This is a genomic window from Alteromonas sp. I10, from assembly GCF_003201515.1.
Classification (GTDB): Bacteria; Pseudomonadota; Gammaproteobacteria; order Enterobacterales; family Alteromonadaceae; genus Alteromonas; species Alteromonas macleodii.
In genome coordinates, this window is record NZ_QJJN01000001.1 from 465,922 (window position 1) to 489,980 (window position 24,059).

Below are 24,059 nucleotides of genomic sequence, written 5' to 3' on the forward strand. Positions count from 1 at the left end.
CTAATTATCAAGGATAAAGAGCATTCATTTTTTACACCATTGTTGCTCGAAAATTAACCGCGTATTTATTTGGCTCTACTGCGCTAATTCTTCGCTTTAGGTTGAATGTCCGCTTCATCATCCTTTGAAAATATTAAACTATTCGGAGACTGGTTTAGCTTTAACAATAAAGGCTGAATGTTGCGCATGGTTTCTTGCAGCGCATCAACGGTCTCTTTTATCTCAGACTGGTTAAAACCACCCTCGCTGTAATTTTTTAGCAGGCCATCAAGGCTAACAAGAACCTGATTAAGATTACTATTTAATGCTTTCGCATCAATATCAGCGATAAGTACATCAAAGTCGCTGCTTGCCGTTTCCACAGACTCAGCAGCTAAACGCATGTCTTCAACGGCTAACTGCACATTTTCCACCATTTCCTTAAGTGGAAGCTGATTGATTTTGTCTAAAATTGCGTCGGCCTTTTGCGTCAATTGCGTGAACTCGTTACTAACAGTAGGAATTACTTCGTAGCCGTTAATCACTTCAATGCCGCTGTTACTGTCAGCGTCGGGTACGTGCTGTAAATCTACATACAAGCCACCTGTTAATACATTACCCATGCGTAGCGATGCGCGAAGATCTCTTTCTAGCCAGTTTCGAATGGTTTGCTTTATTGCACTAAGGCCTTCTTTAGTATCTGGCTGCCTTGCTTTACCGGGGTAAATATTAATAAGCACGGGGATGGGATAGTCTCGCTCCAAAATGTTGCCATCCAAAGCAGAGAAGGAGTTGATAGCAGTCACGTTGCCAATTTCAATACCACGGTATTCAACCGGGGCGCCAACGGTTAGACCTCGAACACTTTCATCGATAAGTAGCAAGTATTCAGCGGCGACTTTATAACGTGCATCTGAGGCGGATGTGCTATCCCCATAAATTGTGAAAAAGGCGTTATCTAGCACTTGTTCACCTTTTGGCACGCCGTCAGGGATCCCAAAGGTAATGCCGTTTGCTAATAGGGTTTCCAAGCTGCCTGTTTCAACGCTTACACCGTTCGATTCAAGCAACAATTTAACGCCGCTGACATCCCAGAAACGTGTCGTGTTGGTTATGAGTTTATGGTAAGGCGCTTCAATAAATGCGTCGTAATACACCACACGTTCTTCAATATTAAAGGTAGCGTCTTCAAACTCGCCAACTTTAAACCCTTTATAAATAATAGGATCGCCAGGTTTGTAGGCAAATTCGTCGTCACTTTTTAACATAACATGCAGCCCTGGAGTGCCAGGAGGCGTAACCGGTGGGCGCTCAAGTGCCGTAAAATGGAGTTGCTCTTTGCCTTTGTCATGTGCCGACATAGCAATATAGCTGCCAGACAAGAGGGTGTTGAGCCCTGAAACTTCAGAAAAACTTATACGGGGGGCGACAACCCAAAATTTTGCATTTTCATTGAGTAGATGGGCTGCGCTAGCATCAATTCTGGCCGTGACAAGTACGCCGTTTAAGTCAGGTTTTAGCGTTATCTTTTTGACCTGTCCAATATCTAGGTCACGTACTTTTATCGGTGTTTTGTTCACCTCAATACCTGTTGCCGAATGCAGCTCTATCGTAATAAGAGGGCCCTGATTCTTCCATTGGTAGTACACCATCCAGCCACCAATAACGATAACAAGAATTGGGATAATCCAAATGCGAGAAATGGACGAGGTCGGTTTGACCTTAGCTTCATTAATGTTCGGATCGTTTGTGGTCATGGTAATTGCTTCCACTGCTGCCAAATTAGCCTCGAATCAAACGTCATCGCGGCTATCATCGTTACAAATACAACGGCACAAAAGGCGAGTGCCGCTTGGCCCGGATAAATAGACATGGTGTTCCCCATCTGAATAAGGGATACCAGCACTGCTACAACAAAAACGTCTATCATCGACCAGCGGCCTATCGCCTCAGTGATGCGGTAGTAACGTATACGTAATTGTTTTGAAGTGGTTTTCTCTCGCTGTACGGAAAAGTTGAGCCAAGCAAGAATAATAATTTTTGCCACTGGCACTACCACGCTGGCAACTAAAATAATAATCGCCACTGGATACGAGCCCGATTCCCACAACGATATGACACCACCAATAATGGTATTGGGCGTCTCTTGGCCAAAAAATTCAGTATACATAATTGGCAGTACATTAGCAGGAATATATAAGATACAAGCGGTGATCAACAACGCCCACGTGCGCTGAATACTCTCTTGCGCTTGTGCTTCACACAGTGGTTTAGGTTGTGGTGGTTGGCCTTGAGACATCCACATGGCGTAGCGTGTGGGATCAAATTGGGATATACAAAGAGCCGTGAACGCTGAAAAGCCAACGAATGCGTAAAATGATAGGCCTATGGAAACGTCGGCCAATTCGGTAATTTTGATAAGGCTAACCAAGGTACCAACAAGAAAAATTTCTGCCATGCTCCACGGTAAGAGGGCTTTCACAAGTTTGTAAAGCCGCGGCAAGTAAAAGGGGCGTCGGTTTTGTATTTGAGCTAACGATAACAATAGCAGGCCGCCGAGTACCATTCCGGGCAGCAATAACGTCGCTAAGCTGGTTATTATTGCTAGTGATAAATAATCGTTTTCAATGAGTACGGTAATGCCGGTGGGCAAGTCAATACTGTGCTTTTGACCGCTTGCTTTAAATGTCAGAAAGTTAAAAGGTAACGAAAGTAATAAAAATATCAGAGCACTGAAAGTATAAGCGAGCAACTTTTCGCTTGCGCCATCGCGATGAGATATTAGTGTGTGGTTACATACTGGGCACACGGCCCGTTGCCTGTGTGCTAGGGCGGGAATGTGTACCTGAGTATGGCATTGCTCACAAACTATAGATAACGTATTTGATTCAGCCATATGCTTTTGCACGCCACTTTTTGTATGCTCGTTGTATGATAGATAGAAGCCTAGAGGTATAACCCGTTGATTTTTAGAATCAACAGCATAGCTTATTGCAGGCATGTCGGGAAGTATAGCCAGTCGTATTTAGCAGTATAACAACAATAATTGACGATTAAGTGATGGAAATAGCAAACGAAATTCGTAGTGTATATGGAAAAATTAAGAAGCAGGTAAGTCGTTTATTCCTGAAAAGGCGTGTTGGTTTTTTGCGTTTTTGGATGAGTATTACCTTTGCTCAGCGATGTTATTTTTTAGCAACCAGCATGCTTTTGTTGCAAATATTTCTGAACATAGAAAGTAGACTGTTTGAAGCAATAATGTTTGGTTTTGCACTTACGGGCATTGTTAGCGAGACATGGCCCAGGTTCATGACACTTTGGAACAGCTTACCAGGTAAAGCTGTGATTCTGTTTGTATACGCAATCATCGCAAACTTTGCACTCGCCTCTGCAAGTGGGTTAGTGAATAGCATAACTGGCGTATCAGCAAACGCCTTGCCTTACAGTCACAACTTTGCGCTTATTCTTATGGTGCCAAGCTGGTTCTTTGTTACCACCATGTTAGGGCTCGTGGGTGGTATGCTTCTTATTATTTTCTATCTGTTTTTCTTACTGCTATTGAAGCCGTTTGGCGTTGCGCGGTTTTGGCATCCAAAACACTATCGGTTTGCTACCTCTACCACATTGGCAAGACTAGCATGGACACTGGGCGTGGCGCTGCAGCTCGGAGTTTTGGCTGGGCAAGTTGGGCTACTCTCTGAATTTAGTAGTGAAAGTGCTAACCCTTTAATAAGCATAGAAAACGTAACGGAAAATGAGCTTGAAAATGGTGAAGCGCAACTTACTAAGGAACAAGCGGAAGATATTTCTGAGTTAGAAAAGGATTTAACCACGCTACTGACTAACGCAAAACAAAAGAGTGTTGATTACAAAAAGTCACAACGACGCGCCTTAGCCTATTTCATTTATGAGTTTGAAGCTGACTCACTCTCACGCTGTGCTCATCCTGAGGGAACCCGCGTTATAGAGCTTAACGATTACGAAATTTTGCAGATTGAAAAGACAGATGAAGTGGAAGAGGGATTTATTTACACGGTTGAACCTTGTCGCTCTGCTGCAATTGGAATTTCAGTGAGTCCGTAAACTAGCGTTTCCCGGTGTACGTGGGAAGGGGATCACATCACGTACGTTTTGCATGCCGGTCATTTTGTATCCCTAACGCACCTAACGCTAAACATATAGTCTTTGTTTAGCTTAGCCCTTCTAATTTCGCCTTTGTGTGAGTTCCACCAGGAATAGGCGAGGGTCCGGGCGTACGCTTCTTTATCAGTGGCGCTCGTACTTGTCCAAAACTCAGTGTACATTCCCTGCGTTATGTACCAGTTGTCTATCTTTACGCCCGCTGCCGTTGCGCCAAATTGAAATTGATTAACTTTAGCCTGCTCGAATTTTTTAAATAGGGTATTAGGCTGTTCCGCTTTTAGGGTAATAGCAATGTCGTCGCTTCCGCGCCAGCCTTCTTTCGCCAGTTCGCTTTGTGCTACACCAATAGCGCGTTCCATTTCTTGCCAATCAGCGTCGGTCGCAATGCGCCATCCATAAGGACACAGCTTTCGCTCGTCATTTACGTCTTGCCAATGATAAAGCCGTCCGTATTTAAGTAGGTTCTTCTCGTCGTCTTTTGGAATAAACCCAGAATCAACAGGGCTTCCATCTTGAAACTGAGTTGCGCGTAGGTTTTCTGCAAACCACTCAAGTTTCCCTATTTTTACGGTTTTATAGCGATTACCTTCTACGTCTTGAAAAGTATTCTGGCTGCCATCGAACTCTAGATTTGAAGTGTTCATAGAAGCTGGGGCTGAGGGCGAAGAGGTCATCATAAAAAATCCTAAAATAAAAACGGCTTTTCTCATTTCATCAACATTCAATTTAGCTATTAAAACGACCAGGTAAAGTCTGTCGCTTCTTCTGATAAGGCCCAAAGTTTTGTTAGCACTTTTTTGTCTACAGCAAACTCCTCCAATTTACACTCTCCAACGGGGCCGCCAAAATTCATTAACCCTGTCGGTCCATAATAAGCACGTTGCTTAAGGTTATCTTCGGTGGCACACATCACTTCAGGGTAGGCGCCTTTCTCGGCAGACTGCGCCAGCCCTATTTTCACCATAAAGGACCAAGAAATACGGGTTACCCAGTTAGCACTTTCTCGTATAAGGGTGGTGTTCGACGCTCCGGGGTGACACACAAACACCTGCACGTGTTTGTTATGTGCTTTTACTTTGTCTTGTAGTTCGTACGCAAACATCATTTGCGCCAGTTTACTCTGGCTGTATACCTTATTGGGGTTGTAATTTTTGTCCCAGTTCATGTCATTAAACTGCATGGTTCTTAGGCCCATTTTGTGCCCTTCACTAGCAACGACTACAATGCGTCCTTTCGACTCATTGATACGATCGAATAACAAACCACACAGTAAAAAGTGACCGTAATGGTTAACGCCTAATTGGCTTTCAAAACCATCCTCGGTTAATTCTTGCGTTGATATTTGTGCAATAGCAGCATTACAAATTAGCGCGTCGATAGTAGGAACTTGAGCTAATATTTCTTTTGCTGACTGCCTCACAGCATTGAGGCTGCTTAGCTCAAGGCGTATATAGCTGACATTGGCATCTTTACCAAACTCTTGCTTCAACGTAGCAATAGCGTCATGGGATTTGCTCGGGCTTCGATTCAACATAACGACTTTCGCACCTTTGGAAAGCAGAATACGTGTAGCCTCAAACCCAGCGCCCGTATTTGCGCCTGTTATTAAAAACGTCTTACCGTTTGCGTTTTCAATACGAGATGGCGTCCAACCGCCTTTTCCAAATAGATTACTCTTTGTCATCTGCTTCACACCTTTTGCCACTAAATTTTGTATACTTGTAATATAATGACTAACGGTTGGGTAAAGTAGGCGAAAAACTCTTAAAAACTTGCCTAATCGTATCACCTTGTTGTTTAGGGTGAAGTTTACTGCTAGATTGCATAACGCAAAAAATCAAAGAACACGACGTAAACAAAAGATGAAGTAGTGGTTTAAAACGCTATGAGCAAAGCACTAATAAAGCAGTTAATTGAAGAAAAAGTGGAAAACAGCGGCTTATACGATACCGGGATCGACGGTGTTCAACTTTTTAAAATAACACAGCCTATCGAATGTGCTCCTGTAATATACGAACCGTCACTAACTGCCATTGTTCACGGTGGTAAAGAAGCCATTTTGAATGGGGATAAGCATACCTTTGATACCAGCAAATATACTTGCTGCACCATGTCTATGCCTGTAGAGGCGGGCATTCCCGATGCTTCTGACGAGAGCCCACTGCTGGGGGTTTATATTTCTTTAAATAGCAGATTGATGACTGATTTAGCTATTGAGTTTGAAAGTGTAGGCGGTAATTTCAGTCAATCGTCAGCTTTGTCTGCACCTTCGGGCATTGCTTCAGCCCGCTGGGATGCTGATTTTACCGATGCCCTATATCGCTTACTTCTTATCACTGATAATGCTACCGATATTGCTATGTTAGCCAGTACGCGTTTGCGCGAGCTGTATTACTCGGTATTAAAAGGAGAAGCGGGTAGCACAGTAAGAGGTAGTTTTGGCGTTGGCAATGCCATAGGGCGGGCGATTGAATACCTGGCCTCCCATGTAAATGAAAACGTCACTATTGACGATATGGCCAGTAAGATAGGTATGAGTAAGGCCGTATTTCATCGTAAATTTAAACAAGCCACTACTATGTCGCCTATTCAGTTTGTTAAATCGATGCGGTTGAATAACGCAGCCAAACGTATAGCTGAAGGCACAAACGTAAGTATTGCAGCAATGGATGTTGGCTATATAAGTTCGTCGCAATTTAGCCGAGATTTTAAGCGAATGTATGGCTTATCGCCGAAACAATGGGAAAAAGAAAATAAAGCAAAAGCCGCGACTATGCTGCAATAGTTTGGTCAACATGAGGCTATGACTTAAAAAATATTAGCGATAGAGATATTAAAAAAGCTCGCGACAGCAAACTGTGGCGAGCTTTTTATTTATTAGTCAAGCAACTGCTTAGAAGCTAGCGTTGCCCGGTGTACGTGGGAATGGGATCACGTCACGTACGTTTTGCATGCCAGTTACGTATGCTACAAGACGCTCGAAACCAAGACCGAAACCTGAGTGAGGTACGGTGCCGTAGCGGCGAAGGTCGCGGTACCACGCGTAATCTTCTTTCGATAGGCCCATTTCGTCAAGGCGTGCATCGAAAACGTCTAGGCGCTCTTCACGTTGTGAACCACCGATGATTTCACCGATACCTGGCGCAAGTACATCCATTGCTGCAACTGTCTTACCGTCGTCATTAATGCGCATGTAGAACGCTTTAATATCTTTCGGGTAGTTCTGCATGATAATTGGCGCACCAACGTGCTCTTCTGCAAGATAGCGCTCGTGCTCAGAAGATAAATCGATACCCCATTCAACAGGGAATTCGAATTCTTTGCCGCAGTTTTGCAGTATTTCGATAGCGTCAGTGTAGTCCATGCGAACAAAGTCAGAGCTTACTAACTTTTCTAAACGCTCAATGGCGTCTTTCTTAATACGCTGAGCAAAGAACGCCATGTCGTCAGGCAGCTCTTCAAGCACGGCCTTACATACATACTTCAGCATGTCTTCAGCTAGTTGTGCTACGTCTTTCAATTCAGCAAACGCCACTTCAGGCTCAATCATCCAAAACTCGGCGAGGTGACGAGACGTGTTTGAGTTCTCTGCACGGAACGTAGGGCCGAAGGTGTACACCTTAGACATAGCTGTGCAATATGTTTCAACGTTAAGCTGACCTGATACCGTTAGGTAGGTTTCCTTGCCGAAGAAATCTTCTGAATAGTCAACATTGCCTTTGTCGTCGCGTGGAAGGTTCATCATATCAAGGGTTGATACGCGGAACATTTCACCTGCACCTTCTGTATCGCTTGCCGTTAGAATAGGCGTAGAGATCCAGAAGTAACCTTTCTCATGGAAAAAGCGGTGAATCGCCTGAGACAAACAGTTGCGAACACGGGTTACCGCGCCGATAACGTTAGTGCGTGGGCGAAGGTGCGCATATTCGCGAAGGTACTCAATGCTGTGACGTTTAGCGGCCATTGGGTAGGTATCAGGGTTTTCTACCCAACCTAAAACTTCAACGTCAGTCGCGTCAATTTCAACGGCTTGGCCTTGGCCCTGAGACTCTTTCACTGTACCGGTAACCGATAATGAGCAGCCTGCTGTTAAGCGCTGGATATTGGCATAATTTGACAGAGAATTTAGCGCAATAACTTGTACAGGATCGAAGCAACTACCGTCGTGTAGTGCAATAAATGATAACCCCGCTTTAGAGTCGCGGCGTGTTCTTACCCAACCCTTTACGGTTACCGATTCGCCAACGGCGTACTTACCTTTAAGTACGTCAACTACGGGCGCATGCGTCATGTTAATTTCTCCGTCTTACTAATTTTATGTTGTTGCTTACTATTGAGTCATTTTCAACAACACAGTGCATTAAACTGTGAATGAAAAAATGCACTAAAATTTGCTTTATGGTCAATGTTTTTGGATTGCCATGCCGATAACTTACTAGGATCTGTAATAGCTTTTCGCTTTTCAAAAAGGCATTTCGCAATTCGCTTGGTGCCAAATATAAGCAAAATACAGATCGAAACATGACTTGGTGATGTAAAAATAACCAATGAAATACAATCCAATAGCACGCTAGTATACCCAACATAAAGCGGGATGCCAGAGAACAGAGTGACAAATGGGAAATAAAAATGATTCGAACACGCCAGTGTCTCAGCAAGCACAAGAACCGAGTGCTACGCAAAGTGACGCTGACCGTTCTAGCGATGCCGAAAATGAGAGAAGTTCTATGACTTACGAGCAACTTGCAGAGCGACGTTCAACGCCCCGTTCTAAAACGCCTTTTTATAAGGTGATGCTTGGGTTAAACATCGTTGGCTGGGTTGGCATGGTTGTCGTACTCATACTGTTTCACTATGCGCGCCCTGACTTTATCAGTGGCGTGCAGCAGTACTGGGGAATAAAAGGCGATACCAGTTGGTCTGAAAGTCATTTATCGGCCATGACCATCATGCTGCAGGTATGTTTGATAGTGAGTTTGGTTAGCATAATTATGCGTGCCAGAAGAAACCGTCGTCAAAGCGATAGTTTTGGCATAAACCTATTCATTTTATTTGCTATCGCGGCGATAAGCCTAATCACACTGGCTACCACACTGGGCCTGTAAATAGTGAAAGCGCTCTACATGGGGTGCACGACAAAAACATAACTCAAGGACAAATAACAAAGCTTTGTGAGTAGCGCTTTCGACAAACGGTGTTTATGTCACTTGATGGGGTTGCTGTGAGCTTCCCATCAAGTGAGCGATGCATAAAAAGCGTTATTGTTTACAAGGCTTGCGGCAATAACTTAAATAAAAGCTGCTTGGATAAGCCAGTACGTATAGGCCGCGTAGGCCAGCACAAATGCTCCGCCTTCCAGACGGTTTAAACGTCCTTGGCGCTTAATGCCAATACAGAAAATGAATAGGGCAATGGTTGATGCGAACATCACCATAACGTCTCGGTACAAAAACTCAGAACCTACAGCCATTGGCTGAATGGTGCCTGCAATGCCCACTACTGCCAAGGTGTTGAACATGTTAGATCCGATCACGTTACCAATGGCTAAATCGTGTTCGCCTTTCTTCACCGCCATTAGCGATGATGCAAGTTCTGGTAACGATGTACCAATTGCGATAACCGTCAACCCGATAATAGTATCGCTAACACCAAAGAAGGTGGCGACTTCTACCGCGCCCCATACCAGCATACGCGAGCTTGCAACTAGCAATAAAAGCCCCGCAATCAACCACATTACGTGGGTTTTTACTGTACCTTCGTTGCTATTAATCTCTTCATCGTATTCGTCGGCGAGGGCGTCTTTGTCGCCTTTCATACCGTGATAAATACTCCAAGAAAGCAGAAGCACAAACAGTCCTAACAAAGAGAATGCGTCGTCTTTCGAGATATTTAAGTCCCACACCTGCCATGCGGCAAAGAAGGTGATGCCAAGTAAAACAGGCAGCTCTTTCTTAATGATTTCTGATTTAACCGCAATAGGACTAATGATTGCGGTAAGGCCAAGGATTAACAGGATATTGGCGATATTAGAGCCATAGGCGTTACCCAGCGCTATGCCAGAGTTGCCTTGAATAGCTGCAAACACTGAAACGATGATTTCAGGGGCCGATGTACCAAACCCAATAATGAGCATACCGATGAGCAAGGGTGAAACACCGAAATGATTGGCTACCGATGCGGCACCACCTACAAACTTCCCTGCGCTCCAAAGCAAAACCGGTAATCCGATTAAAATAGCCAAGCTGGCTAATAACATACGTACTCCTTAAACCATTCGTATCTTGTTTGCTTACTTCAATGTATAGGCAAACTCAATAAACAAAAGTCGTTTCAATCTATTCAAATGCACATTAGTTTTTGTTGTCTTAACGATGAAAAAAAGCCGTGCTGATAATGCTATGCAAATGATGAGTAAAGCGTAAACTCAGCGCTACTTTAATCGTGTTTGTAAATTGAACAAACACAGTAATAATTGTAACTGACAACACACTATTTAGAAGCGAATTACATGCACAATACACTGATTGTTACTGATGATGTTACTCCTTTTTGTAACACAGCTTTAACCGTGCTGACTTTTCAAGATTATCTTGCTGAGTTTCCAAAGTTGAACGAGCCTAAAACACGCGTTATCAACATTTGTGATACTACGCGTTACTTAAGCGAAGGGTACTATTGTTCACTTTTGGCTCAGGCACGTAATCACTCTGTATTGCCTTCTGTAAATACCATTAACGATTTACGCATGGCGGAAGAGAAAAGTATCGATCGCATCGTTTTCTCTTTGTCGGTATCTCAAGACAATACGGAAATTACTGATGAGCCTATATTAGTACTTTTCGGCGAAGTGAAAGATCAGCGCTTTAAGCGTTTGGCGCGCCAAGCGTTTGAAAAATACCCGTACCCTGTTTTGGTGTTAAGCCCAACAGTTACCGATACGAAAGTATCGCCTAAAGCCACGGGTAAAGTACAAATTGAAGGCTTTGCAAGCGTACAGGCAAAAGCGTTTAAGGACTTAAACGCCAAGCAACAAGCGCGTTTCATTGAGCAATTAGAAGCACATACCAAAATACAGTGGAAAGCCGGTAAAACGAGCAAACGTACTCGTTGGGATATGGCCATTTTGGTTAACCCAGAAGAGAGCACGCCACCTAGTGACGAACGCGCCATTAAAAACTTTGTGAAAGCAGCTGAAAAAGTGGGTTTTCGCGCAGATGTGGTGAGTCGCCTGTCGCAAGAAGAATTGGGTCACTATGATGCATTGTTCATTCGTGAAACGACGGCGATTGATCATCATACCTACCGTTTAGCCCGTGCCGCAGAGCGAGAAGGCATTGTGGTTATGGACGACACGCAGTCAATTCTGCGCTGCTGTAACAAAGTGTACCTGCAAGATGCGTTTGCTTATCAAAAAGTGCCAGCGCCGAAAGCGACGTTTGTATCGAGCGCTACTGATGAAGTATGCGAAAAACTCATAGCTGACTTTGGTTTGCCGCTTGTTTTAAAACTGCCAGAAAGCTCGTTTTCCCGCGGCGTGCATAAAGCTGAAAATAAAGAAGCGTTAAAAACGCGCTTAGAACAAATGCTGGCTGAATCGGCACTTGTTTTGGTTCAGGAATATATATTCACTGAATTCGACTGGCGAATTGGTGTATTAGGTGGCAAACCTATTTACGCTTGCCAATACTTTATGGTGCGCAACCATTGGCAAATTTACAACCACCAGGGAGACCGATTCTCTTCGGGTGGATTTGCCACAATGCCAACATTTGAAGTACCTAAACCGGTGTTACAAGCCGCTATAAAGGCCGCTAAAGCGGTGGGTGACGGCTTGTATGGTGTAGACATCAAGCAAACTGGCAATGCAGTTTATGTTATTGAAGTGAACGATAACCCAAGTATCGACTCGGGTGTTGAAGACAAATATTTAGGCAAAGAACTGTACGAATTAATTATGCAGGAATTTGCTGACAGGTTGGAGCAAAGAGGGCGATGATTACATCGGCTGAGCGAGTAATTGAAGTGAATAATGCAAGTCCACAGGAAAGCGCAAATCGTGCATATGGCCTAGCTGAGGGCGCATCTAATACTAAATCGACAAATGGTGCCGGTGTGCCTTCTACACAGTCGAGTGTAGTGCTACGCGTTGCGACATTACACGATCTTGCTTCGCTTCAGCACATTGAGCAAACTTGTTTCACCACCGACAGGCTAAGTAAAAGCCGTTTCAAATTTTACATTGATGCACAGCACGCAGAGCTTATTGTGGCCGAGCGTGAGCCGTCGACTTCAAGTTCTAACCTCGACAAAAATAAGCCGAGTGTAAATAGCATTGTTGGCTATGGACTGTTGCTGCTGCGTCGTGGAACGCAGCTCACTCGACTGTATTCTATTGCAGTTTTGCCTGAGGCGAGAGGGCTTGGCGTTGCTGAAAAGCTCATAAATAGCTTGGGGGAGCGGGCGCTTTTGCGGGGAAAGCGATTTATGCGCCTGGAAGTGGCAGTAGGTAATGCCGGCGCCATTGCTCTGTATAAAAAATTAGGGTTTAGTCAGTTTGGTATGTATACCGATTACTACGACGATCACACTGACGCATTACGTATGCAAAAAGTGTTGGTGCCGAGTAAATCAGTTAAGCCAGAGGTTTATCCGTGGTACCAACAAACGACTGATTTTACCTGCGGTCCATCAGCATTAATGATGGCAATGTGTGCATTGAACAATCGCTATGAAATGACCCAAGAAAAAGAACTATCGTTGTGGCGTACTGCGACCACGATATTTATGATGTCAGGTCATGGCGGTTGCCACCCGGTGGGATTAGCGCTCGCCGCGGTAAACGAAGGTTATGCAGCGAAAGTGGTCATCAATCAGGATGTCCCGCTTTTTGTTGATGGCGTTAGAGATACTAACAAGAAAGCGATAGTCGAAAATGTTGAGTCGCAGTTTATGGCAGAGGCACGTAGAAAAGGCATTTCTGTTGAAATCTCTGACTGGCGAGTTGATGTTATCGACCAAACCCTTAAAGCTGGCGGGGCAGTATTGTGCTTAATCAGCACATACGCGTTCGATAAGAAAAAGGTTCCCCATTGGGTTGCGGTGACTAGCTGCGATTCTCATTGCTATTATCTGCACGATCCAGATGCGAGTGAGGGGCAGCCTGTCGAGTATCAACACATTCCGGTTGCCCGCGAAGACTTTCTAAGGCTTGCCAGCTATGGCACGCGTAAAGTAAGAACATTGGTACTCCTTAAAAAGAAAAAGTAGCACGAATTTTTGCTTAGGCCTGAGGCACGGAGAATGCTTGAGGCCTCATACCATTAGTCCGCAAAGATAAATACCCACTCAGCGAAACTTAAAATAGCCATAACCGTGGCGTGTCATCGCAGGTATTAGTGATGAACTCGTGTAACGTTAACCTTTTTATTTAGCGTTTTAAGTTGTTTTACTAATTGAGAAAGCTCTTTCACCGAACCTGAATAATCAATGTGCTTATTCATTTCCTGGCCCTTCACAGCACTTCTATAAAGCGCCTCACTTTCAAAACACGCAGTTTGCTCATTAAGCGTGTTCCATTCCGCTTTTAGGTCGCTTGGAATACAGTGACGTTTTGCAATAATTTTGTCTTTTATTTGCAACACTTTCCCGATTAATAATTGCGCATCTGTTGGCATAACAATATCTCCTGTATAGCTTTTTGTGTTTAAGTTGCTGTTTATCAAAGGTATTAATTGTTCACTTTGATAGGCGTAGTGTAAATTCAGCAACATCTCAACACACACTCTTAATAAGTGTTGCAGCAAAGATGCCAACTCTTACTAGATGATGATTTAGAGCACGCCAAATGTGCCTAAATGCGGATCGCGACTGTTGAGGCTCACCAAAGCGAGAAAAAGAGAGCGTCGAAAAGAGAGAGGAAAAGCTAAAAGGAAAAATAGCGAAGCCGGCTAACGGATAGAGAAAAGCCCGAGCGATTTTAGTGCATGGCTTGCATGATGCCTTGAAATCTCAGGCCATGAAATATCAAAGCCATGCAGCTCATTAAGATCTAATGTGTTGGTTCAGTGGGACTGGTAGAAGTGGCTTTTTAAAAAAACAATAAACCACGTATCAACAAGATAAACCCAAATGCTATTTATAAGCGTAGCGCTTGGGTTTATTTTTAATTTTCTTAACCTGACAATAGCAGAAGTGTGGCGTCCAAATTAACAGATTAAGTAAGATAGCGGTAACAAGGCTGAACACAATTGACGAGGGCGTTAGTGGGACAGAGGGGCTGAAATTATCTAACACGCGCTTGAGCGTACCATATTGAGAAGGCGAGGCCATAAACACAAGCTTTTCGAAGTAATGACCGTGCTCTAGCTTCCTCATGCCTTGCTCTAAAGTGGTGATCTGGGCGAAGCGTGTGGCTTTCATCGAGGCATTCTCTCGCACAACTGGCTCACTGTTTTTCTGTAAGCTTTCAAGCATGGCTTCAACCGACGAAAAACCATGCTGCTTGGCGAGCGCTGACGAACTAGAAACTTCATCTCTCAGTGCATCATAATAACCATTGAGGTATTGACGATAATGATCCGCCAAGATGGGGACTTGAAGTGTAATGATAAACAAGACTGCAAATACAACTTTATCTAAAACACGTACTATCATTCAAATCTCGCTATAAACACTCTGCATTAATGATCTAATTAGTGACCCGCTTTAAAGTTGAATGTTCTCTCTATAACAAAACTAACATCAACCCTCGGGCCATCTGACGTCAACTGGTGGTTCAAAACTCATATTTCACCCAAGAAGGAGATAGTTAGCGTAACAATCTCACACACTATTTCAAGGCGGTGTAAATCGCATGGGTCAGCTTACTTAACTGCTCGGAAGATATAATGTAAGGAGGCATAATGTATACCAATTTCCCGAATGGCCGTATCCACACGCCATGTTTCACAAAATGGCGTTGAATTTCGGCAACATTGACGGGATTTACCGTCTCGACTACCCCTATAGCACCTAACACCCTTACGTCAGCGACTCGCGGCAAGTCTGCACATTTTGCCAATTCGGTTTGTAATTGTTTCTCAATGACGGGGACTTTTTGCTGCCAGTGATTTTCGTTAATGAGCGACAGGCTGGCATTGGCCACCGCGCAGGCTAACGGGTTTCCCATGTAGGTTGGACCGTGCATAAATACGCCCGGCTCACCTTGGCAAACTCCTAATGCCACATCTTCGGTACACAAGGTCGCGGCAAGGGTCATATAACCACCGGTAATCGCTTTACCCAAACACATAATGTCAGGCGAAATGCCTGCATGCTCGCAAGCAAAGAGTTTGCCTGTGCGGCCAAAGCCAGTAGCAATTTCATCGCAAATTAGAAGTACGTCGTAGGTATCGCAAAGTTGGCGGCAGCGCTTTAAGTATTCGGGGTGATAAATACGCATGCCTCCCGCACCTTGAACAACGGGTTCTAAGATGAGGGCAGCCATGGTGTGGTGATGTTTTTCGAAAATTTCTTCAAGCGGAAGAATGTCATCTTCGCTAAACGTTTGCCCAAAGCGAGTTTGAGGGGCGGGCGCAAAAATCTGCTTGCTCAGTACACCCTCAAATAAACTATGCATACCGTTAATGGGATCGCACACGCTCATTGCAGCGAACGTATCGCCGTGGTAGCCATTGCGCGGCGCGACAATGCGCGACTTTTCCGTGCGTCCTTGACACGCCCAATACTGAATCGCCATCTTTATCGCTACTTCAACAGATACTGAGCCAGAGTCTGCCAAAAATACACGCTCTAACCCTGCCGGCACCATGTTAAGTAACGATTTGCACAAATCCACCGCCGGCTGGTGGGTAATACCGCCAAACATAACGTGAGAAAAAGCATCAATTTGCTTGTGCGCAGCATCGTTGAGTACGGGATGGTTGTAGCCGTGAATAGCTGCCCACCAGCTAGACATGCCGTCTACTAGCACTTCACCGGTGGCCAAGGTAAGTTCGGCACCTTTTGCACCAACTACTTCATAGCAGGGAAGGGGATTAACCGCCGAGGTATAAGGGTGCCAAATGTGTTGTTTATCAAATTCTATATTGTTCACAAATTAACCGCTAGTAAAGGTTTTAAATTGGTCAGAGTTGACAACTCGATATTGGGGCATAGACTAAGCCAGCAATAATAATTAGTAAAGGACAGTCAATGACGCTGGCTAGTGCGCCTTCTGCGCAAACGACAACTATTCGAAACGATTGGACCAAAGCCGAAGTTGAGGCTTTGTTTGCGATGCCATTTAACGATTTACTGTTTAATGCCCAAGTAGTGCATAGACAGCATTTTAATCCGAATGAAGTGCAGGTCAGCACGCTTTTGTCGATTAAAACCGGTGCTTGCCCTGAAGACTGTAAGTACTGCCCGCAAAGTGCTCGGTATGATACGGGCCTTGAAAAAGAACGATTACTGGAAATTGAAAAAGTCATCCAGCGTGCGAAAGAAGCAAAGCAAGTGGGCTCAACCCGTTTTTGTATGGGAGCTGCTTGGCGAAACCCACGCGACAGAGACATGCCTTACATTTTAAAAATGGTTGAAGAGGTGAAAAGCTTAGGGCTGGAAACCTGTATGACGCTGGGTATGCTAACCCGTGATCAAGCAGTGGCCTTAAAGCAAGCGGGCCTTGATTATTATAATCACAACCTGGATACCTCACCGGAATACTACGGTGATATAATCACGACCCGTACTTATCAGGACCGACTGAATACATTAGAGAACGTGCGTGCGGCAGGTATGAACGTTTGCTCTGGGGGAATTGTGGGCATGGGAGAAACGGTGAGCGATCGCGCTAGTATGTTGGTGCAATTAGCTAACCTTCCTGAGCAGCCTCAAAGTGTGCCTATTAACATGTTGGTTAAAGTAAAAGGTACGCCACTCGATAGCGTAGAAGACTTGGACTATTTTGAGTTTATCCGCACTATTGCCGTTGCTCGTATTATGATGCCTAAGTCACATGTGCGCTTGTCGGCAGGCCGCGAAGCAATGAACGAACAAATGCAGGCGCTTTGTTTTATGGCAGGCGCGAACTCTATTTTCTATGGCTGCAAGCTGTTAACCACGTCAAATCCAGATACCCATGAAGATGTAATGCTGTTCAAAAAGCTTGGTATTAATACTGAGCGTACAAGGGATTACTCAGACGAAGCACATCAACAAGTGTTAGAAGAAGAAATTGCCCAGCAACAAGAACAAGACGACGACAGTAACGACTTGTTTATTGATGCAACCAAGCCTAAGGTAGCGCCAAAGAAACAGCATTTAACGGAGGCGTAATGGCCTTTCACTGGTTAGACGATTCGCTGAGCGCGCGTGCCGAGCAAGGCTTGCTGCGCCAGCGCCACTGCCAACAATACGAAAAAGACAGCATTATTTGTATTAACGGTGAGCATTACCTTAACTTTTCAAGCAATGACTACCTAGGCATGCGCCAGCATGAGGGTGTATTGCAAAGTTGGGTTGAGGGGTTAGCGCAATTTGGTGGTGGCAGTGGTGCATCGCCATTGGTAACTGGGCACACGCAGGCTCATTTGGCGCTAGAGGCCTTCATTGCCGATGGGTTAAACCGAGAAGCTGCGCTGTTGTTTAACTCTGGCTTTGCCGCCAATCAGGCACTGTGCATGGCACTTTTTCCTCACATGTCTCACCCTAATAAAAGCGCGAGTGCGGGTCATATTATTGCCGACAAGCTCATGCACGCTTCGTTTCTAGAGGGGGCACAGTGTGTATCTGACAGCGCTAAGCTTCGCCGTTTCAAGCACAACGATCTAAGTCATTTAGAGAGCCTGCTATCGAGCGTTTGTCAAAGCCAGGTGCCCGATGCGGTTGGTAATTCTGGTGCAAACCAGCAAGACACTCTGATTGCCAGTGAAGGTGTGTTTAGTATGGACGGTGACGTAGCGCCTTGTGAAGATATCGCTGAACTGGCCGCTAAATATAATGCATGGTTCATGTTAGACGATGCACACGGTATGGGTGTATTGGGTGAAAACGGCTTCGGCACAGCAGAAGCACTAAACTTAAGCCAGCAACAAGCGCCTATTGTTATGGGAACATTTGGCAAAGCAGTGGGCACGGCCGGCGCCTTTATTGCGGGAAGCCAAACCCTAATTGATTATCTGGTGAATTTTTCTAAACATTATGTGTATTCCACTGCCATGCCACCAGCACAAGCGGTCGCGACGTTGTACTCTCTTACACATATCGCCAGTGATACTGCCCGCCGCGAAACGCTGCATAACAATATCGCCTATTTCAGAGACTCGTTTCAAAAACGTTTTGGACAGACACTCAATTCAAGCGAGAAAGACAAAGCACCAATTGAAATCACTTTGGGGCAATCACAAAGTGCGATTCAGCCTATTATCGTTGGTAGCCCGGAACGTGCTATTGCACTAAGTGAGGGGCTAAAACAGCGCGGCATCTGGGCAACGGCTATCAGGCAGCCTACTGTACCGAAAAACCAAGACAGGCTGCGCATAACGCTTACGTCAAATCATACATCACAAGATATTGACGTATTGCTTGATGCGCTAGAACTTTCACTTAATAACTTTCTGTTAAGTGAGACTTCAGTAGAAAAAGAATCAGACAGCGCTGTGAATACTCCTGACTCTGTAAGTAAAAAAGAGATGTAACGATGTCACTAAGTCCCGCTATAAAAGCTCTCCCAACGCCAGAGCAGGTAAGCATGTTCGAAGATAAATTGTCACCTGATGTAGCTCAGCGTGCTTTTAAGGCTGAGGGGACTTTTTCGTCCGAGACATCTTTTGAATCTGAGAGAGCGACTAACGCTAAAGGGACTCTCACAGTTAAAACTGCTTACCCTTCTGATTGCTCCTCCAAAGCTGCGGCACATTTGAATGCTGAGGAAAACGCTAAGACTGAGAGCTATGTTACAGCTGAAGGCTATGTTACAGCTGAAGGCTCTATAACAACTAAAGGCGCTGCAAAAGCTGAACGCGATGATACTGCTTCAAGAATTAACGAGCAGGACGTGGCTCATCGTTTTTCAAAAGCGGCTGCGCAGTACAACAGTATTGCGAGTGTTCAGCGCATTATTGCCAAGCAGGCAATAAAGAACTTACCTATAGCCTTACAGGGTAAGGCTCTTGATATCGGCTGTGGTACTGGCATTTATACCCAAACCCTTGCAAATAAAGGTGCAGCTGCAACTGGCGTAGACATTGCCGAGGGCATGTTGGCTCAGGCCAGCAAAATGTACTCTGACCCCATTTTCGTAGAAGGTAGTGCTGTAGATTTGCCTTTCTCTGATAGCCAATTTTCAACCGTATTTTCATCTATGGCGCTTCAGTGGGTCAGCGATACTGGGCTTGTTGCCAATGAGATAGCGCGAGTGCTTAAAAACGGTGGGCTTGCCGAGCTGGCGATTATGGTGGCGGGTTCATTTAGTGAGCTTAAAACGGCGCGCAAAGTAGCGCAGCTTCCACAGGCCGAAACCTATATGCCAACAACCGAACAATGGGTAAATGGTTTTAAGCAGTCGGGCCTTTCTTTGCAACGAGTGATTACTAAGGACTATGTCGATACTCACTGCGATATTATGTCGCTATTGCGCTCTGTGAAAGGGGTGGGGGCAGGTGAGACCGGCCGAAAACAACCGCCGCTCACCCGTCGAGATATTAAAAAATTAGCTATGGCTTACAGCAATATGAGCGGTGTAGAAAGTAAGTTACCGCTTACCTACCGCGTGAGTCATTTTAGATTGGAAAAACGATGAAGCAGTATTTCATTACCGGTACCGACACCGAAGTAGGTAAAACCTATGTTACCTGCCAGCTACTACAAGCTGCGCAAAAAGCGTCGTTAAGCGCCATCGGCTACAAGCCTATTGCAGCCGGATGCGAACAGATAAACGGCGAGTGGGTTAACGAAGATGCGCTAAATATTCAGAAAGCGTGCTCCAAAATACGCGCAGATAAAGCCATTAAAATAACAGACAATAACGAGCTAAAAAGCGCAAATGAAAAAAACGAAGAAAGTGGACAGACACTTCCTTTGCATCAAATAAACCCAATTGCACTAAAGCCGGCTATTGCACCACATATTGCTGCCCTTGAAGAAGGTGTTGCGTTAACGTTTGACGAGATTGCAAAAGGGCTTGACGAACTGCACGTCTATCAACCAGATCTTCTGTTAATGGAAGGTGCAGGTGGGTGGCGTTTACCGCTAACGGTAGGTGATGAGTATACGCCCACTTACTATCTTTCTGATGTCGTGAAAACACTCAAAATGGATGTGATTTTAGTTGTAGGCATGCGTTTGGGTTGCTTAAATCATGCGTTATTAACTGCAGAAGCAATTCGCGCCGATGGACTTACCATCAAAGGATGGGTTGCGAACGACATCACAGGTAACATGACGCGATACCAAGAAAATCTGCACTCTCTTAAAGCCATGTTACCCGAGCCGCTACTGGCAGAAATTCCTTACCAGGTAGCGCCCAACGATGAGGCGTTATTCGCCGCTATCAAGCAAATAAGTTAAATCATCACCTGAATTAATTGGCGTTTTTTCTTCACCTAGAAAGATAAAGCCGTCTTTTTCACCCACTAGGGTAAGTTGATTATTAGTAAGGCGCAGCGCTGTGCCTTCGCGAATAGCAACTACTGGCGTGGTTGGATTAAGCGTAGTGAACTCTGCCAAACGTTGGTCGCGGGTTTCGCCATTGTGACCCGGCGGCTGATAATCGGTGTAATGCGGGTTTAACTGAAACGGCACGATATCTAGTGCATCAAAACTCGGCGGCTCGATAATGGGCATGTCGTTAGTGGTTCTAATTGATTGACCACAAATATTCGAACCTGCACTCCAGCCGATATAAGGCGTGCAATCGGCGATGGCGTGCTTTATTGGCACAATAAGCGCGTTTGCATAAAGGGTAGAAAGCAGGTGAAAGGTGTTTCCACCGCCTACAACAATGGCTTGGCCGTTTTTCTTTGCGTTATTTACCGCTGCAACCGGATCTTCAACGGAATGTAGCCCAGTAACCTTGCACTCTGGCAGGGCGGTAGCAACGGCGTCTACATAGCTATCGTATGTTTGAGTGACGGCGGCATAAGGAACAAATAGAAGGTCGCGAATTTCGCCTAAGTGTGCAAAAATAAGCGCTCTAGCGTGCTCTAAGTAAGCCTCGTCGCCTTGACGTGAGCTACTTAGCATAAGTACATGTGCGGTCATACTAACTCCACAATTTTTCTGACGGCGTATCATACGTGAAACTAGGCATAAAGTTTAGTCGCGCTCCGTCACTGCGTTGAAATAGGATTTTGAATGAAACAATCTACATCGGTGTTGTTCGTGTGTTTGGGTAATATTTGTCGTTCTCCAACCGCAGAAGCCGTGTTCAAACACAAGGCTGCACAAGCCGGATTAAATATTGAAATTGACTCAGCGGGAACCCACGGCTATCACATTGGTAACCCGCCCGATAAGCGTTCGCAAGCCGCAGGCGTAGAACGAGGCTACAGTTTCAAAGGGCTAAAATGCCGACGTGTGGATGAAAGCGACTTTGAGCGATTTGATTTCATTCTTGCCATGGATAACAGCAACCTTGCTAATTTGCACGGTATGTCGCCAAGCCAGTACCACGATAAAATTAAGCTGTTTCTTGATTTTGCAAATGTAGACGATAAGGAAGTACCTGATCCATATTATGGTGGCAAGCGCGGCTTTGAGCTGGTGTTAGATCTTATCGAAGAAGCGTCGGACGGTTTGATTACGCATATTAAGCAAACCCAACAACAATAAACGTAAGTCATATTGATACACCATCTCGAGAGCCCACGTTGAGAACCCATATTGACAATGACAGGAACTAAACGCACCGCCGTCACTTTGGTTGTAATAACAGTACTTTTGTCACTCGTCATCGGTGTGGTAGGGATTGTTAGCGTGACAGGGCTGTCTGATACGGCGGCTGAACTAAAACAGCATATTATTGTTCAGCTTCAAATACCACTTATTCTTACTGCGTGTTTAGTAGGGGCGGCACTGTCTACAAGTGGCGCTACCTTGCAAGTAGTACTGCGAAATCCCCTGGTAGATCCGGGAATTATTGGCATTACGAGTGGCGCAAGCTTGGTTGCTGCGCTTTTGCTACTGCTAACCCCACAATGGGCTACAGCGTACCTACACTATTTGCTGCCTTTGGGATGTTTTATTGGTGCGTTGTTATCTACATTTATTATCTACCGCTTAGCAAGAAAGCTGCTGGGCTCCTCTACGGCTGTTATTCTAGCTGGTATTGCCATCTCTACTCTTAGCGGCGCCGTTATAGCGTGGCTTTACATGTTCAGCGACGCTAATGCCCTGCGCAATCTTACTTTCTGGTTAATGGGTAGTTTGTACCAAACTAACTGGTTAATTTTGGCAGTGGGTGGTCCGTTAATCGCTGTTGCTGTCGCATTACAGCTTTATTTCGCTGGCGATTTAAACAAGCTCTATGCCGGTGAACTTGCAGCAAAAAGCAGTGGTGTGGATGTGGAGAAACTCACTGAGCGCGCACTCATTGTCTGTGCTATTGCTGTAGGTACTGCGGTGTCTATGGCAGGCTCTATTGCTTTTGTTGGCTTGTTAGTACCGCATATCTTACGTTTGATCATCGGGCATAATAATCGCTATTTGTTGCCGTTAAGTGCATTGAGTGGTGCAAGTCTGCTGATGCTGGTTGCGTTAAGCTCTGAAATGACCCGTGCCATTACGCTTCCGGTGTCTATGGTAACAGCTACGTTAGGCGGTCCATTATTAATTTGGGCATTAGCTAAAGGTCAAATAAAAGGGTAGTGGAGGGGAAATGAAATGACGACAAACAATAGTACTACCCACCAACGCCCAGTTTCGACCAGCGATGTAAAAATAAATACAAGTGGCCATGCCGCACTTGGTGTTAACACAAAGCAAAACAGCAGCAAAAATGGTGTAGGAGAAAGTCCAAGCGAAGCGGATAGCAATAGCCCAGCGAATAGCCATAACCTAGCAGATAGTCGTACCGTTTTAAGCTTACAGAATGTAAAAGTGGCATCGCGACTTTCGGTGGAAGGTTTACGTGCAAAAAAAGGCGAGTGCGTTCACATTATAGGGCCAAATGGGGCAGGGAAATCAACACTGTTGCTTACCCTTGCGGGCCTTATTGACGCTGATGAGGGCACCGTCATGCTGCTAGGCAAACCAATGAACGATTGGTCGCTGGCAACACTTGCGAGTGTGCGCACCTTATTAGCGCAACAAAGCGAAAGTGGTTTTCACTTGTCGGTAAAAGAATACCTAAGCTTTTATGCAACAGCACAGCAAGATGAACTAATTCCTCCGGTTTTAGAAAAAGCGCTCGAAATATCGGGTTTCTTGAACCAAATTGTCACCCAGCTTTCTGGCGGTGAGCGTCAGCGAGTAGAAATTTGTCGTTCGCTTTTGCAAATTTGGCCGCAGCTAGAGCGCGGAGAGGGGGTAGTGCTTTTAGACGAGCCATTGCAAGGACTTGATATAAGGCATCAATATGCACTGGCTAGTTTGGTAAAATTCCTTTGCGACAAAGGGAATACCCTACTTATGACGTCTCACGATATCGCGCTTAGTGCCAACTATTGCGATAGTTTATGGCTTTTGCAAAAAGGTCGCATGGTAGCGTTTGGTAAGCCACAAGAGGTGGCCACGCAAACAAACTTAGAAAGTGTGTTTGAATGCCATTTTGCTATAAGCAAGCACGATAACTTTCTAGAAATTCAAGTTTGCGCACCTATTTCCCTAGAATAAATGTGGTAAAGTGCCCCCAGCATTTTTTTAGATTCACATTTTCACATTAGACTGATTAGAAAAAAGCGCTACAGACGCACTGTTAAGCGCGTTACAGTCTTTTTATTCGAAGCATCTAGCTTCAA

22 protein-coding genes are annotated in these 24,059 nt (G+C 45.0%); 12 read left to right on the top strand and 10 right to left on the bottom strand.

The genetic code is table 11. From position 1 onward, the window contains the following. Positions 1-83: 83 nt before the first annotated feature. Positions 84-1,736, bottom strand: coding sequence for an intermembrane transport protein PqiB (pqiB, locus tag BZA03_RS01940; protein ID WP_110287827.1), 1,653 nt, complete (start codon positions 1,734-1,736; stop codon positions 84-86). After that, entirely contained in the window at positions 1,733-2,875 is a 1,143-nt protein-coding gene (locus BZA03_RS01945; RefSeq protein ID WP_110288075.1) for a paraquat-inducible protein A, read from the bottom strand. The genes pqiB and BZA03_RS01945 overlap by 4 nt, the downstream gene beginning before the upstream one ends. A gap of 413 nt (positions 2,876-3,288) precedes the next feature. Here BZA03_RS01945 and BZA03_RS01950 point away from each other — a divergent pair, with 413 nt between their 5' ends. Further along, positions 3,289-4,062 (top strand): hypothetical protein, encoded by a 774-nt coding sequence (locus BZA03_RS01950; RefSeq protein WP_230598810.1) that lies wholly within the window; start codon positions 3,289-3,291, stop codon positions 4,060-4,062. A 59-nt stretch (positions 4,063-4,121) separates the two neighbouring features. On the opposite strand, the gene BZA03_RS01955 is transcribed toward BZA03_RS01950, so the two are convergent. Further along, complete coding sequence (locus BZA03_RS01955; RefSeq protein ID WP_375342581.1) at positions 4,122-4,766, bottom strand: fibrobacter succinogenes major paralogous domain-containing protein; 645 nt, start codon at positions 4,764-4,766, stop codon at positions 4,122-4,124. Positions 4,767-4,855: 89 nt separating this feature from the next. Beyond that, positions 4,856-5,806 carry an SDR family oxidoreductase gene (locus BZA03_RS01960; RefSeq protein ID WP_110287828.1) on the bottom strand — a complete coding sequence of 317 codons (951 nt, stop codon included), beginning with the start codon at positions 5,804-5,806 and terminating at the stop codon, positions 4,856-4,858. 201 nt (positions 5,807-6,007) lie between these two features. Here BZA03_RS01960 and BZA03_RS01965 point away from each other — a divergent pair, with 201 nt between their 5' ends. Next, positions 6,008-6,907 (top strand): AraC family transcriptional regulator, encoded by a 900-nt coding sequence (locus BZA03_RS01965; protein ID WP_110287829.1) that lies wholly within the window; start codon positions 6,008-6,010, stop codon positions 6,905-6,907. Positions 6,908-7,015: 108 nt separating this feature from the next. Here the strand turns inward: BZA03_RS01965 and asnS are convergent, their stop codons facing one another. Next, positions 7,016-8,413, bottom strand: coding sequence for an asparagine--tRNA ligase (asnS, locus tag BZA03_RS01970; protein WP_110287830.1), 1,398 nt, complete (start codon positions 8,411-8,413; stop codon positions 7,016-7,018). A gap of 325 nt (positions 8,414-8,738) precedes the next feature. Here asnS and BZA03_RS01975 point away from each other — a divergent pair, with 325 nt between their 5' ends. Then, positions 8,739-9,227: a hypothetical protein gene (locus tag BZA03_RS01975; RefSeq protein WP_014976053.1), complete on the top strand. Its 489-nt coding sequence runs from the start codon at positions 8,739-8,741 to the stop codon at positions 9,225-9,227. A gap of 182 nt (positions 9,228-9,409) precedes the next feature. On the opposite strand, the gene BZA03_RS01980 is transcribed toward BZA03_RS01975, so the two are convergent. After that, positions 9,410-10,378, bottom strand: coding sequence for a calcium/sodium antiporter (locus BZA03_RS01980; protein WP_014948899.1), 969 nt, complete (start codon positions 10,376-10,378; stop codon positions 9,410-9,412). A gap of 252 nt (positions 10,379-10,630) precedes the next feature. Here BZA03_RS01980 and BZA03_RS01985 point away from each other — a divergent pair, with 252 nt between their 5' ends. After that, on the top strand, positions 10,631-12,118 hold the full coding sequence (locus tag BZA03_RS01985) for a RimK-like ATPgrasp N-terminal domain-containing protein (RefSeq protein ID WP_014976055.1): 1,488 nt from the start codon (positions 10,631-10,633) through the stop codon (positions 12,116-12,118). Continuing rightward, a complete protein-coding gene (locus BZA03_RS01990) occupies positions 12,115-13,389 on the top strand; it encodes a GNAT family N-acetyltransferase/peptidase C39 family protein (RefSeq protein ID WP_110287831.1) in 1,275 nt (424 codons plus the stop codon). Before BZA03_RS01985 ends, BZA03_RS01990 begins: the two co-directional genes overlap by 4 nt. Positions 13,390-13,514: 125 nt before the next feature. On the opposite strand, the gene BZA03_RS01995 is transcribed toward BZA03_RS01990, so the two are convergent. The 3 genes from BZA03_RS01995 to bioA all read right to left on the bottom strand — a co-directional run bounded on the left by BZA03_RS01995 (position 13,515) and on the right by bioA (position 16,216). Then, positions 13,515-13,796 (bottom strand): hypothetical protein, encoded by a 282-nt coding sequence (locus tag BZA03_RS01995; protein ID WP_039233500.1) that lies wholly within the window; start codon positions 13,794-13,796, stop codon positions 13,515-13,517. Positions 13,797-14,253: 457 nt separating this feature from the next. Further along, positions 14,254-14,775, bottom strand: a complete 522-nt coding sequence (locus tag BZA03_RS02000; RefSeq protein ID WP_014948903.1) for a DUF2937 family protein — start codon at positions 14,773-14,775, stop codon at positions 14,254-14,256. A gap of 175 nt (positions 14,776-14,950) precedes the next feature. After that, a complete protein-coding gene (bioA, locus tag BZA03_RS02005; RefSeq protein WP_110287832.1) occupies positions 14,951-16,216 on the bottom strand; it encodes an adenosylmethionine--8-amino-7-oxononanoate transaminase in 1,266 nt (421 codons plus the stop codon). Between the two features lie 98 nt (positions 16,217-16,314). Here bioA and bioB point away from each other — a divergent pair, with 98 nt between their 5' ends. From bioB to bioD, 4 genes are read left to right on the top strand one after another with little or no spacing between them, the layout of a single operon-like run. Beyond that, positions 16,315-17,439 carry a biotin synthase BioB gene (bioB, locus tag BZA03_RS02010; protein WP_039227343.1) on the top strand — a complete coding sequence of 375 codons (1,125 nt, stop codon included), beginning with the start codon at positions 16,315-16,317 and terminating at the stop codon, positions 17,437-17,439. Further along, positions 17,439-18,800 (top strand): 8-amino-7-oxononanoate synthase, encoded by a 1,362-nt coding sequence (locus BZA03_RS02015; RefSeq protein WP_110287833.1) that lies wholly within the window; start codon positions 17,439-17,441, stop codon positions 18,798-18,800. Before bioB ends, BZA03_RS02015 begins: the two co-directional genes overlap by 1 nt. A 2-nt stretch (positions 18,801-18,802) precedes the next feature. Further along, positions 18,803-19,903 (top strand): methyltransferase domain-containing protein, encoded by a 1,101-nt coding sequence (locus BZA03_RS02020; protein WP_110287834.1) that lies wholly within the window; start codon positions 18,803-18,805, stop codon positions 19,901-19,903. Continuing rightward, the gene (bioD, locus tag BZA03_RS02025; protein ID WP_110287835.1) at positions 19,900-20,670 is read left to right on the top strand and encodes a dethiobiotin synthase; all 771 of its coding nucleotides are present in this window, start codon (positions 19,900-19,902) and stop codon (positions 20,668-20,670) included. The genes BZA03_RS02020 and bioD overlap by 4 nt, the downstream gene beginning before the upstream one ends. On the opposite strand, the gene pepE is transcribed toward bioD, so the two are convergent. Further along, entirely contained in the window at positions 20,641-21,363 is a 723-nt protein-coding gene (gene pepE / locus BZA03_RS02030; RefSeq protein WP_101563935.1) for a dipeptidase PepE, read from the bottom strand. The two genes, bioD and pepE, sit on opposite strands and share 30 nt — an antisense overlap. Before the next feature lie 93 nt (positions 21,364-21,456). Here pepE and BZA03_RS02035 point away from each other — a divergent pair, with 93 nt between their 5' ends. The 3 genes from BZA03_RS02035 to BZA03_RS02045 are packed head-to-tail and all read left to right on the top strand — an operon-like array spanning position 21,457 to position 23,934. Continuing rightward, positions 21,457-21,933: a low molecular weight protein-tyrosine-phosphatase gene (locus BZA03_RS02035; protein ID WP_110287836.1), complete on the top strand. Its 477-nt coding sequence runs from the start codon at positions 21,457-21,459 to the stop codon at positions 21,931-21,933. A 57-nt stretch (positions 21,934-21,990) separates the two neighbouring features. Continuing rightward, the gene (locus BZA03_RS02040; RefSeq protein ID WP_110287837.1) at positions 21,991-22,968 is read left to right on the top strand and encodes an iron ABC transporter permease; all 978 of its coding nucleotides are present in this window, start codon (positions 21,991-21,993) and stop codon (positions 22,966-22,968) included. A 15-nt stretch (positions 22,969-22,983) separates the two neighbouring features. Continuing rightward, on the top strand, positions 22,984-23,934 hold the full coding sequence (locus BZA03_RS02045; protein WP_110287838.1) for an ABC transporter ATP-binding protein: 951 nt from the start codon (positions 22,984-22,986) through the stop codon (positions 23,932-23,934). Positions 23,935-24,059 lie beyond the last annotated feature (125 nt).